This is a genomic window from Clostridium sp. TJA020 (genome assembly GCF_058310295.1).
On record NZ_JBZEFC010000007.1, the window covers coordinates 93,483 to 106,142 of the forward strand.

Annotated in this window: 15 protein-coding genes; 13 read left to right on the plus strand and 2 right to left on the minus strand. The window is 26.2% G+C overall.

All coding sequences use genetic code 11. The features are described from left to right. The first annotated feature begins 7 nt into the window (after nucleotides 1-7). Together AC4FQ1_RS10940 and AC4FQ1_RS10945 are read left to right on the plus strand one after the other, a co-directional pair. A complete protein-coding gene (locus tag AC4FQ1_RS10940) occupies nucleotides 8-862 on the plus strand; it encodes an NAD(P)/FAD-dependent oxidoreductase (protein WP_491169663.1) in 855 nt (284 codons plus the stop codon). A 96-nt stretch (nucleotides 863-958) separates the two neighbouring features. Continuing rightward, a complete protein-coding gene (locus AC4FQ1_RS10945; protein ID WP_303128827.1) occupies nucleotides 959-1,093 on the plus strand; it encodes a hypothetical protein in 135 nt (44 codons plus the stop codon). Between the two features lie 318 nt (nucleotides 1,094-1,411). On the opposite strand, the gene AC4FQ1_RS10950 is transcribed toward AC4FQ1_RS10945, so the two are convergent. Further along, nucleotides 1,412-2,983, minus strand: coding sequence for a DEAD/DEAH box helicase (locus AC4FQ1_RS10950; protein WP_303128825.1), 1,572 nt, complete (start codon nucleotides 2,981-2,983; stop codon nucleotides 1,412-1,414). Between the two features lie 273 nt (nucleotides 2,984-3,256). Between AC4FQ1_RS10950 and AC4FQ1_RS10955 the strand changes: the two genes are divergently transcribed. Both AC4FQ1_RS10955 and AC4FQ1_RS10960 read left to right on the plus strand, forming a co-directional pair. Then, nucleotides 3,257-3,913, plus strand: a complete 657-nt coding sequence (locus tag AC4FQ1_RS10955; protein WP_491169664.1) for a deoxynucleoside kinase — start codon at nucleotides 3,257-3,259, stop codon at nucleotides 3,911-3,913. A gap of 28 nt (nucleotides 3,914-3,941) precedes the next feature. Continuing rightward, nucleotides 3,942-4,319 (plus strand): PH domain-containing protein, encoded by a 378-nt coding sequence (locus AC4FQ1_RS10960; protein WP_303128822.1) that lies wholly within the window; start codon nucleotides 3,942-3,944, stop codon nucleotides 4,317-4,319. Nucleotides 4,320-4,457: 138 nt separating this feature from the next. Here the strand turns inward: AC4FQ1_RS10960 and AC4FQ1_RS10965 are convergent, their stop codons facing one another. Beyond that, complete coding sequence (locus tag AC4FQ1_RS10965) at nucleotides 4,458-6,365, minus strand: NAD(+) synthase (protein WP_491169665.1); 1,908 nt, start codon at nucleotides 6,363-6,365, stop codon at nucleotides 4,458-4,460. Nucleotides 6,366-6,639: 274 nt separating this feature from the next. On the opposite strand from AC4FQ1_RS10965, the gene AC4FQ1_RS10970 reads away from it, so the two are divergent. The 9 genes from AC4FQ1_RS10970 to AC4FQ1_RS11010 all read left to right on the plus strand — a co-directional run bounded on the left by AC4FQ1_RS10970 (nucleotide 6,640) and on the right by AC4FQ1_RS11010 (nucleotide 12,473). Beyond that, nucleotides 6,640-7,071 carry an NfeD family protein gene (locus AC4FQ1_RS10970; protein WP_303128818.1) on the plus strand — a complete coding sequence of 144 codons (432 nt, stop codon included), beginning with the start codon at nucleotides 6,640-6,642 and terminating at the stop codon, nucleotides 7,069-7,071. A gap of 2 nt (nucleotides 7,072-7,073) precedes the next feature. Beyond that, nucleotides 7,074-8,018 carry an SPFH domain-containing protein gene (locus AC4FQ1_RS10975; RefSeq protein WP_491147574.1) on the plus strand — a complete coding sequence of 315 codons (945 nt, stop codon included), beginning with the start codon at nucleotides 7,074-7,076 and terminating at the stop codon, nucleotides 8,016-8,018. 144 nt (nucleotides 8,019-8,162) lie between these two features. Continuing rightward, entirely contained in the window at nucleotides 8,163-8,495 is a 333-nt protein-coding gene (locus AC4FQ1_RS10980) for a hypothetical protein (protein ID WP_491147572.1), read from the plus strand. A gap of 98 nt (nucleotides 8,496-8,593) precedes the next feature. Further along, entirely contained in the window at nucleotides 8,594-9,403 is an 810-nt protein-coding gene (locus tag AC4FQ1_RS10985) for an amino acid ABC transporter substrate-binding protein (protein WP_491169666.1), read from the plus strand. 1 nt (nucleotide 9,404) lies between these two features. Then, complete coding sequence (locus tag AC4FQ1_RS10990) at nucleotides 9,405-10,043, plus strand: amino acid ABC transporter permease (protein WP_491169667.1); 639 nt, start codon at nucleotides 9,405-9,407, stop codon at nucleotides 10,041-10,043. A gap of 12 nt (nucleotides 10,044-10,055) precedes the next feature. Next, the gene (locus AC4FQ1_RS10995) at nucleotides 10,056-10,718 is read left to right on the plus strand and encodes an amino acid ABC transporter ATP-binding protein (protein ID WP_491169668.1); all 663 of its coding nucleotides are present in this window, start codon (nucleotides 10,056-10,058) and stop codon (nucleotides 10,716-10,718) included. A gap of 106 nt (nucleotides 10,719-10,824) precedes the next feature. Further along, entirely contained in the window at nucleotides 10,825-11,247 is a 423-nt protein-coding gene (locus tag AC4FQ1_RS11000; RefSeq protein WP_491169669.1) for a flavodoxin, read from the plus strand. Nucleotides 11,248-11,393: 146 nt separating this feature from the next. Next, nucleotides 11,394-11,819, plus strand: coding sequence for a flavodoxin (locus tag AC4FQ1_RS11005; RefSeq protein WP_491169670.1), 426 nt, complete (start codon nucleotides 11,394-11,396; stop codon nucleotides 11,817-11,819). Between the two features lie 18 nt (nucleotides 11,820-11,837). Next, the gene (locus tag AC4FQ1_RS11010; RefSeq protein WP_491147560.1) at nucleotides 11,838-12,473 is read left to right on the plus strand and encodes a DUF3793 family protein; all 636 of its coding nucleotides are present in this window, start codon (nucleotides 11,838-11,840) and stop codon (nucleotides 12,471-12,473) included. Nucleotides 12,474-12,660 lie beyond the last annotated feature (187 nt).

Here is a 12,660-nt window from a genome sequence, read left to right on the forward strand (position 1 = left end):
GCTTAAGATGAGCGAAAGATATGATATCGCAATAATAGGTAGTGGACCAGCCGGGTTATCAGCAGCATTAAATGCTAAAATAAGAAATAAATCATTTATAATATTTGGTAATGATAACTTAAGTGATAAATTAGAAAAAGCACCAAAAGTAAATAATTATTTAGGATTTTCTAAGGGAACTGGAAAAGATCTTTTAAATGAATTTAAAAATCATTTAGAGAAAATGGAAATTTCTATAACTAATGAAAGAGTAAATAATATTTATGCTATGGGTGATTATTTCACTTTAATGGTTAATCAAAAGATGTATGAGGCTAAAAGTATAATATTAGCAACTGGTATTGAATATACTAGACCTTTAAAAGGAGAAACTGAATTTTTAGGAAGAGGAGTAGGTTATTGTGCAACGTGCGATGCACCTCTTTATAAAGGTAAAAAGGTAACTATTATAAGTTATACAAAAGAAGGCGAAGAGGAAGCTAATTTTGTAAGTGAATTAGCAAGTGAAGTATTCTTTATACCTATGTATAAAGGGGAATATAATCTTAATGATAATATAACAATAGTAGATGATAGACCAGTTGAAATTGTTGGAGATAATAAAGTTTCTAAAGTTATTTTAAATGGAGATAAAGAAATAGAAACAGATGGTGTGTTTGTATTAAAAAATGCAGTACCACCAGCTCAACTTGTACCAGGACTTGAGATTGAAGATGGACATATAAAGGTTGATAGACTTATGAAAACAAATATAAAAGGCTGTTTTGCAGCTGGAGATTGTGTAGGAAAGCCTTATCAATATATAAAGTCAGCTGGAGAAGGTAATATAGCAGCACTTAGTGCTGCAGCATATTTAGGCTAGAAAAAAGTGTCAGAATTTCTGGCGCTTTTTTTATTGACGATAATATATTAGTATGTATAATATATTTTATAATGGGTTTAGAAGGGAGGAAGATAAATGAATTATAGAGAAAAATTTATTTCAAAAATAAAACAAGCTACAAATAATAATATGTATAGTAGAAGAAACCTTTCAAAATTAAGTTTGTTTGAACTTAAAGAATTATCAGAAAAATTATCTACAAAAGGATAAATTGAAAAGAAAGGGTTTACTTATGATTGAATATAAGAGTTGAAAGAGAGTAGTTAGATTTTTAAGAACTACTCTTTTTTTATTTTAATAATGAATATGAAAAAATGATTCAATAAAATTCTAATATTTAATTATATTAAATAAATGGATTAAGTAAAAACAAAATATAAGACTAAGAAAAGTAACTAGATAAATATATTATAAAAATCAGTATATAGTTAGGTTATAAAAATAAGTTTAAAAAGTTAAATATATAATTATTTATAAATACTGTAATAAAATTAAAAAAGCGATGATTAAAAATCACCGCTTAAAATATTATTTTCTTTTTGTAGCAACTTCGATATTAACTCTTCTACCGTTAAGTTTTATACCAGAACATTTAGTAATAACTTTTTTTGATATATCAGGCTCAACAGATACAAATGAGAAGTTTTCAAGTATATCTATTTTATTTATTTTAGAACCGTTAACTTTAGCTCTATCAACAATAAATTTAACTAATGTTTTAGCATTTAATTTATCTCTTTTACCAATTGAGAAGAATAATCTAACATCTTCTGATTTTGGAGTAGATAAAGCATTTTCTTTATAATCAAATGACATTTCATTATCAAATTGCATTTTAAGTAATGCTGCTATTGCATCTACAGGATTAAAGTTTTCTGCTATTTGTTCAGCTAAAGGTAAATACTTCTTATAAGCTTTATTTTGTAATATTCCCTCTATATTTGAGAACTTATTAAATAATTTTTTCTCTACTATTTGATCAACAGTAGGGATAGTACCTTCAATAAGATTAGCTTTAGTTACTCTTTTTATATCTCTCATCATTCTAGATTCTCTTGGAGTAACAAATGAATAAGCAGTACCTTCTCTGTTTGCTCTACCAGTTCTTCCGATTCTATGAACATAGCTTTCAACATCTTGAGTAAGGTCATAGTTTATAACGTGTGTAACACCTTCAACATCTATTCCTCTTGCAGCTACATCAGTTGCAACTAAGTAGTTTAATGAACCTTCTTTAAATCTCTTTAAAGTTTTCATTCTATGTGCTTGAGACATATCACCGTGCATTCCTTCAACAACATAGTTCTTAGATTGCATTTCTTGAACTAATTCATCAACACCTTTTTTTGTTTTACAGAAAACTATAGCTATTTCAGGTGTATCGAAATCTAATACTCTACATAATGCTTCAAATTTATTTTTAGGACTAACTTCAAAATAATGTTGTTTAATTTTAGATACTGTCATAGCAACTTTTTTGATTTCTATGTGTTTAGCATCTTTTTTCATATATTTATTAGCTAGTTTTTTTATTTGAGGTGGCATTGTAGCTGAGAATAATAGTGTTTGACGATCTTCTGGAAGTTCATTTATAACACTTTCAATATCATCTATGAATCCCATATTAAGCATTTCATCAGCTTCATCTAAAACTAAGTAATTAGCTTTACTTAAGTTAAGTTTCTTTCTTCTAATTAAGTCAAGAACTCTACCTGGAGTACCAACAACTATATCAACATGTTGGCTTAAAGCTTTTATTTGCTTAGTTATTGAGTCACCACCATATACAGGTAATACTTTTATTTTATCATATTTAGTAAGCTTGTTAAGTTCCTCGTAAACTTGTATAGCAAGCTCTCTTGTAGGAGTAAGAATTAAAGCTCCAACATTTTTAGTTTTTTCGAAAGTATTAAGTATTGAACAAGCAAAAGCAGCAGTTTTTCCAGTTCCTGTTTGAGCTTGCCCGATTAAATCATATCCTTCCGTAGCTAGTGGTATACTCTGAGCCTGTATTGGTGATGGTGATTCGTATCCTAAATCATCTATAGCCTTTAGTATACTTTCTTTTAAGTTTAAATCTTTAAATTTTAAATCGTTCATTTAAATTTCCCTTCGTTTGTAAATTTGAATATTTATATTTGTACCGTACAATTTTTATCAACCTACTAAGTATATCTTATAAAACATACAATTGTAAAGGAAGTTTAGAATATTTAAATAAGTAATCTATTACATAATATCCATGGATAAAAATGTATGAAAATAATACATTAAAGATATATAATATGAAAAACATTGACTTAAAAAGATAAAATTTGTATTCTTAATAACATAGAGAATTTGTAAGGATAAATTTATAAGGACAGGTGAGATATGTTGATAGTTGTTGGAGGAATGATAGGACTTGGAAAAAGTTCAGTATCAAAAATATTAGGAGAACATTTTAATTCAGATGTATTTTATGAAAGTGTAGATGATAACCCTATATTACCTTTATTTTATAGTGAAAGTGAAGAAGAAATTCAAAAGAAAAGGTATCCATTTCTTTTACAATTATATTTTTTAAATACTAGGTTTAAAAGTATAAAGGATGCATTAGTTCATAATAATAATGTTTTAGATAGATCAATATATGAAGATTGGTATTTTGCTAAGAAAAACATGGAACTTGGTAGAATATCAGATCTTGAAATGTCAATATATGAAAATCTTTTACATAATATGATGCAAGAATTAGAGGAGTTACCAAAAAAGGCTCCTGATATAATGGTATATTTAAAGGGTTCATTTGAAACAGTGTTAAATAGAATTAAGCTTAGGGGAAGAGAATTTGAAATAGATGATGATTTAAAGGAATACTATGAGTTCTTGTGGAAAGATTATGATGGCTGGGTTAAAAATTACTATAAGGCTTCTGATGTATTGATTATAGACATGGATAAGATGGATGTAGTTAATGATGAAGAAGATAGAAAAGAACTTATAAGATTAGTAGATGCTAAGTTAAAAGAAGTTAGAGAAAAGGAATAAATTTATTATTTAAAGGGGATGAATTAATATGGGATTATTAGGTGGAATATTAGGAAATGCTTCAGAGATTTCAAGAGAAAGTGTTATAAAAGATTTTGGAAAGTTATTTTGGAATGGTGAAACTGTACAAAAAGCATATAAACTTATAAGAGATACACTTATATTTACTGATAAAAGGCTTATAATGATAGATGTTCAAGGAGCTACTGGGAAAAAGATAGAATATCATAGTATACCTTATAAAAGTATAACTCATTTTTCAGTAGAATCATCAGGTCATTTTGATTTAGATTCTGAATTGAAAATTTGGATTTCTGGTATTGCAGAACCTATAGAAAAACAATTTAGTAAGGGAGTTAATATATATGAAATACAAGCTCTTTTAGCAGAAGTAGTTTGTAGATAATAAATATATGTATAAAAATAAATAGTAATAAATTAATTTAAGAAAATATAATAAAATAAACTTATAACTTAAATAAACCTCTAAAAGTTATTTTTTTGAATAACTTTTAGAGGTTAAATAATTTAAAAATATATTTTTTTATTTAAAAGAATTAACTGACGCATCAGATGGCATTCTCCAGTCTCCACGAGGACTTAAAGAAATTGTCCCAACCTTTGGACCGTCAGGAAGTGCACTTCTTTTGAATTGTTGTGAGAAAAATCTCCATAAGAATTTATCAAGCCATTTTTCTATAGTTTCTTTTGAATAATCATCTTTAAATGCATGTTCAGCTAAAAATAATATTCTTTCTTTAGATGAGCCATGTTTTATAAAGTGATAAAGGAAGAAATCGTGTAATTCATATGGACCAACTATATCTTCTGTTTTTTGTGTTATTTCACCAGTAGTTTTATCCTTTGGAAGAAGTTCAGGACTAACTGGTGTATTTAATATGTCAATCAATGTTTCTTTAATTTTTTCAGTTGATTCATTATTAGCAACATAATTTACTAAATATCTAACTAATGTTTTTGGAATTGATGGATTAACAGAGTACATTGACATATGATCTCCATTATATGTACACCAACCAAGGGCAAGTTCTGAAAGGTCTCCAGTACCAACTAAAATAGCACCTTCTTTATTAGCTAAATCCATAAGTATTTGAGTTCTTTCTCTTGCTTGAACATTTTCGTAAGTAACATCATGTATAGCTTTATCATGACCTATATCTTCAAAATGTTGAAGGCTAGCTTTAACTATATTTATTTCACGTAAATCACATCCAAGTTCTTTACATAAAGTTAAAGCATTATTATATGTTCTATCTGTAGTACCAAATCCTGGCATTGTAATAGCTATAATATTTTTATTATCAATATTTAAAAGTTTAAAAGTTTTAACAATAACAAGTAATGCAAGTGTTGAATCTAATCCACCAGAAATACCTATAACTGTTTTAGTTGAATTAACATGTTCTAGTCGTTTAGCTAAAGCTGCTGACTGAATATTAAATATTTCTTTGCATCTAGCTTCCATCTCAGATTCTTTTGAAGGAACAAATGGATGTTTATCAATAAATCTATTGAAATTATTATTTTCTATTGAATCAAAATCAAAATATATTTTTCTTGCTTTAAATGGAGTAAATTTTGAAGAATCTCTAAAGCTTAAATTTTTCATTCTTTCTGATTTTAATCTGAAAGTATCTATATCTGCATAAATAATTTCATTATCTCTTTGGAATCTATTATTTTCTTTTAATAAAGTTCCGTTTTCAGATATTAGTAAGTGACCACTAAATAAAAGGTCAGTTGTTGATTCAAATACTCCAGCTGATGAGTATACATATGCGCAAATTGAACGAGCACTCTGATTTTTGATTAAATCTTTTCTGTAATCTGCCTTAGAAACTAATTCATTTGAAGCTGAAAGATTAAATATTACATTTGCTCCTAACAAAGAAAGGTATGAGCTTGGTGGTATAGTTACCCATAAGTCTTCACATATTTCACATCCAAAACTAAGATTATCACAAGTAAATATAAGATCTGTACCAAATGGTATATCTTGTTGAAATGGTAGACTTATAGTTCTATTTATAATAGAAACACCTTCAGTAAACCATCTTTTTTCGTAAAATTCGCTATAGTTTGGTATATATGATTTTGGCACTATTCCAAGAATTTTACCTTTAAATAAAACCACAGCACAATTATAAAGAGTACAATTATCTAAAATAGGAGCACCAACTATAGTAATCATATCTGTATTAGAAGTTTCAAGCATTATTTCAACGAGTCCTTTTAAAGATTCATTTATTAATCTATCTTGAAGAAAAAGATCTCCACATGTATATGAAGTTATGCTAAGTTCAGGGAAAACAATAGCTTTAGCAGAATTCTCTTTAGCAAGTTTCATACATTTTATAATTTGACTAACATTATAATTAACATCAGCAACTTTAGTCTTAGGACATGCTGATGCTATTTTTATAAAATCCACATTTATCATCTCCGTTATATATTTTATATTCAATATTTAATATTAGTTTTTACTTTACATATAACAATAATAAGATGAAAATATTAGAAAATCAATGAAAATAGAAGATATGATTTAGAATTATATTTTAAATAGTATTTAATAACATTTAAAGAGGTTTGTTATAAATTGAAAAAACGTAATAAGGAATATATAATTTAATTATAATTAAATTATATATTCCTAAGGATATTTAACTTTAAAAAACATATAATTAAAAAAAGGAGGGATATTAATGGCTTTGACTATATTTTGGATAATAATTGCTATTATTATGGTGGGAATAGACTTAGCAACTAGTGCTTTTTTATTTTCATGGATAGGACTTGGAGCAATAGTAGCTATGTTTGCTAATCTTTTTAGTATAAGTTTTTTAGCACAAATAATTATATTTGGTATAGTTAGTGTTATAGCAATTGGAATTGGATATCCTTGGGCTAAGAAAAAATTTAAAGTTTGTTTAACTAAAAATCAAACTATGGAGGAAACTTATATTGGAATGAAATTTGAAGCAGAAAAAAATATAGCAGAAACAGCAATGATAAAAGTTGGGGGAGTATATTGGTCTGCTATAAATGAAGGAAATGAAATAAAAAAGGGTGAAAAATTTATAATTACAGGTATTGAGGGAAATAAATTTAAAATAAAAGGATTTAAGGAGGAATAATTATGGGAATTATAATAGTTTCTATAATATTAGTATTATTAATACTAACAGTTATTTTATCATCAATAAAGATTGTAAATACAGGTTATTTATACGTAGTAGAAAGATTCGGGCAATTCCATAGAGTATTAGAACCAGGTTGGCATGTTACTATTCCTTTTGCTGATTTTGTAAGAAAGAAAGTTTCAACTAAACAACAAATAATTGATGTACCACCTCAAAATGTTATAACAAAAGACAATGTTAATATTTCAGTAGATAATGTTATTTTCTATAAACTTTTAAATGCTAAAGATGCAGTTTATAATATAGAAGATTTTAAAGCTGGTATAATTTATTCAGCAACAACAAATATAAGAAATTTAATAGGTAATATGTCATTAGATGAAGTTTTATCAGGAAGAGATAAAATAAATCAAGAATTACTTACTATAATAGATGAAATTACAGATGCATATGGTATTAAAATATTATCAGTAGAAATAAAAAATATAATTCCACCAGCAGAAATTCAAAATGCTATGGAAAAACAAATGAAGGCTGAAAGAGATAAGAGAGCTATGATACTTCAAGCTGAAGGGTTAAGACAATCACAGATTGCTAAGGCTGAAGGAGAAAAGCAAGCTAAAATATTACAAGCTGAAGCTGAAAAGGAAGCTCAAATAAGAAGAGCAGAAGGTTTAAAAGAATCTCAATTATTAGAAGCTGAAGGTAAAGCAAAAGCAATAGAAGAAATAGCAAAGGCAGAATCAGAAGCTGTTAGAAAAATAAACTCTGCTATTATAGAGTCAGGAACTGATGAAAGAGTAATTGCTTTAAAACAAGTTGAAGCTCTTAAAGAGATGGCCAATAATCCAGCTAATAAACTTATTTTACCAAATGAAACTTTATCATCACTTGGAAGTATAGCTGCAATAGGAGAAATGTTAAAAGATAGTAATAATTAGAATAAAATCCCTAGAAATATGAATTTCTAGGGATTTTATATTAACATTGTGTAAAACTTAATTAAATGTTATTGAAAACTTATTAAATATAATCATAAAATTAAAATATCTCAAATTAAGAACATCTTAAGCGAGGAGGACACAATGAAAAAATTTATAATAGTTATGGTCTTAACATTATCTGTTTTTATGTTAGCAGGGTGTGCTGGAGATAATAAAATAAAAACAGATGTAGCTCAAAATGAAGAAATTAACGTAGAAGAAATAGGCAAAGACATATCTTTAAAATTAGAATTACCAGAAACATTAGAAATTAAAAGTAAAATAGATGAATCTAAAAAGGTATCAACTCAATATAAAGATATAAAAGAAGAATTAGAGAAAGATACAAAAGATATAGAAAAAAAAGTTAATGATACAGTTGTTGGGCATACGGAACAAGTTAGTGGCACTTTAAAAGAATTACTTAATAAATAAACTTCTAGAAAAATAACTCTAGGAGTTTATTTTTATATATTGACTTTAATAATTTAGCGTGTTAAAGTATTAAATAATAAAAGTTTTAGGAGGAGTTTATGAGGAAAATTTTTATAGAAATATTTATTTGGATATTAGTAATTATAAGTATAATTTTTATAGTTAACTTATTAAATAAAGAGGATAAAACAGAATATAATAACAAAATTATAATTGGATATGATGATACTTTTGTACCAATGGGATTTAAAGATGATATTGGAAAAGTTGTTGGTTTTGATATAGATCTTGCAAAAGCTGTGGGAGAAAAAATAAATAAACAAATAATCTTTCAACCTATAGATTGGACTACTAAGGAAACAGAACTTAGAAATAAAGATATAGATTTAATATGGAGTGGGTATTCAATAACTAAAGAAAGAGAAAAACAAGTTGATTTTTCCATTCCTTATATATCAGATAAACAAGTAATAATAGTTAGAAAAAATAGTAATATAGAAGACAAAAAGGATTTAAAAGATAAAAATGTTGGGGTTCAATCAGCTTCAAGTGCAGCAGACGCAATATCAAAAGATAAGAAATTTTTAAATAGTTTAAATAGAAAAAATTATATAGCATATCAATCTAATAATGATGCTCTTATGGATTTAGATGCAAAGAGAATTGATGCTGTAGTTGCAGATGAGGTTCTGGCTAGGTATTATATTAATGCTAGAGGAGCAAATAAATATAGAGTATTAAATGAAAATTTTGGTGAAGAATATTTTGCTGTTGGTATTAGGAAAAATGATGAAAAATTAAAAGAAGAAATAAACAAAGGTTTAAAAGAAGTTATTAAAGATGGAACAGCAAGTGCAATATCAAAAAAATGGTTTGGAAAAGATATTATATTAAAGGGAGAATTTTAAGATGAATATAGAAGTATTATTACCACAGTTATTAAATGGATTGAAAATTACATTAAGTATATTTATTTTAACGGCTTTAATTTCGATTCCTTTTGGTATTTTAATATCAATTTTTAGAGAGAAAGCAACAAAAGTTAGTAGATGTATTATAGATACTTATATATTACTTATGAGAGGAACACCACTTCTTTTACAGATTATATTTGTATTTTTTGGACTACCTTTAATAGGAATAAAATTTAATAGATTTGATGCAGCAGTAGTTGCTTTTATTTTAAATTATGCAGCATATTTTACAGAAATATTTAGAGCTGGAATTGAATCAATAGATGAAGGACAAATTGAAGCTTCAAGTATGTTAGGACTTTCAGAATTTAATATATATAAAAGAATAATTTTACCACAGGCATTTAAAAGGGTTATTCCAGCCATAGGAAATGAAATTATAACCCTTATAAAAGATACATCATTAGTTTATATAGTAGGGCTTCAAGATATATTAATGGTAGGAAAAATTGCTACAAATAGATATGCATCATTATTACCATTGTTGCTTGTAGGAATAGTATATATTTTATTAGTTTTAATCTTAACTAACATATTTAAAGTTTTAGAAAAAAAGTACAATTATTATAAGTAAGGAGAAGATTTTATGTTAAAGGTTGAAAGAATAAAAAAGAGCTTTGGAAATAATAATATTTTTGAAAATTTAGACTTACATATAAAAAAAGGTGAAACAGTTGTTGTAGTTGGAAAATCAGGAGAAGGAAAAACAACATTATTAAGATGTGTAACAGGTCTTGAAAAGTGTGATAATGGAAAAATTATTATAAATGATAAAACTTTCTTTGCTGATGGAAAATATTCAGAAGGTAAATTATTGAAAGAAATAAGAAAGGACATAGGAGTTGTGTTTCAAAATTTTAATCTATTTCCACATATGACTGTTATTGAAAATATAATTGAAGCTCCTATTAAAGTTTTAAAAATGGACAAAGATAAAGCTAAAGCAATAGCTTTAAAACTTCTTGATAATTTATCAATGAATGGAAAAGAAAATAGTTATCCAAATGAACTTTCAGGAGGACAAAAACAAAGAGTTGCTATTGCAAGAGCATTAGCTATGAGCCCTAAAATATTATGCTTTGATGAGCCAACATCTGCATTAGATCCTGAAACAACAATAGAAGTATCTAAGATAATAAAAAAATTAAATGAAGATGGAATATCAATAATGATAATTACACATGATATTGATTTTGCAAACAACGTTGCAGATAGGATTTTAATTATGGAAAATGGTAAGTTAAAATAAATCAGAGTAAAATTATAAGAAATTTTCCAAAATCTATTGACTGAAATGGATAATTAATGTATATTATTAGTAGATAATTATTATTAATTAGAAAGAGGTAGATATTATGAAAATTAATGTTATATATTATTCATCAACAGGAAACACTAAGAAAATGGCTGAATTAATAGCTAGTGGAGCAAAAGAAAATGGGGCAGAAGTAAATTTATTTACTATGGATTCTGCATCAGAAAATGAAATTAAAGATTGCGATATAGTTCTTTTAGGCTCACCAGCTATGGGAGCTGAAAATTTAGAAGAAACAGAAGTTGAACCATTTATCGAATCAATAGAAGGAGAAGTATCAGGAAAGAAAATGATTCTTTTTGGTTCATATGGATGGGGAGGCGGAGCCTTCATGGATGAATGGGAACAAAGAATGGAAGATAATGGAGCAGAACTTTTAGAAAAAAGTGTAGTTGTAAAGGGAGAACCAGAAGGAGAAGATTTAGACAAGCTAGTTGAGTTAGGAAGAAGAATATCAAAATAATAAATATTATTACTTATATAAAAATCACTTTCATGTTTATGGAAGTGATTTTTTATTTTTAAAATTAAACTATTGACAATATATAAAGGATAGAATAAAATATCATTAAATAATGATAATCAATATCAATTAGGAGGTAGAATTATATGAAAGCAAATATAATTTATTGGTCAGGAACAGGAAATACAGAAGAAATGGCAAAATTAATTGCAGAAGGATTAAATGATTCAGGAGCAAGTGTAGAGTTAAAAACTGTTGATAATGCATCAATAGATGATGTTAAAAATTGTGATGTTTTAATTTTAGGTTCACCATCAATGGGAGTTGAAGTTATAGAAGAATGCGAAATGGAACCATTTGTAGAATTAATAGAAGGCGAAGTATCAGGAAAGAAGATGGTTCTTTTTGGTTCATACGGATGGGGAAATGGAGAGTTTATGACAAATTGGGAAGAAAGAATGGAAGGTTCAGGAGCTGAGTTATTAGAAAGAGAAGTAATAGTTAAAGAATTTCCAGAAGGTGACGACAGGGATAAATTGATAGAAATTGGAAAAAGAATAGGTGAAATGTAAGTAAAAGGAGAGTTGAAGATGGGGAATAAAGTTAAATTATTTATGGATAAATTAAATTATGTTAGTGATATTGAATACTTTGATAAATATATGTTATTTTTATTAGCACCAGTAGTAAGTGGCTTTAAGCCATCTTCAACTATAACTTTAAAAAAGAAAAGTAAAGAATATTTAATTTGGAGAAATTATAAAAAAACTTTTATGAATAAGATAGACTTAGATTATATTGTATTAAGAGAAGATGAAAACGCTATTATATTACTTATATATTCAGAGGAAAAATTAAAAAAAGTTATAAGTTCAAAAAAGATAAAAATGTTTTTAATTAAATTAGGATATACAATTAATTTAAATTTTAATATCAAAGATATATTAAATGTTTTAGTTTATAGATATGAAAAGATTCATTGTCCTCATGAACTTGGAATATTTTTAGGGATACCATTAGATGATGTTATTGATTTTATGGAATGTAATAAAAAGAAATGTTTAATATGTGGTTATTGGAAGGTTTTTAATGATTTTGATAATGCAGTAGAAATTTTTAATAATTATAATAAATCAAAGGAAATTGTTTTGAATTGTGGAATATTAGAAATGAAATCAAATAAGATAATAGAAATTCTTAAAAGTAAAGAAGAAATAGCCATATAAATTTTAAAAAATAGTTATAAAATATAAAGAGAGAGGTAAATACTCTCTCTTTATATTTTAGTTTACAAAAAATTAAATTATATATATTAGAAATTAGAGGATAATAATAGATATTAAGAGATATTTAAAGAAATATATGTTAATTTAGATTTAATTAAATTAAATCAAATAAAATGATACCAAGTAG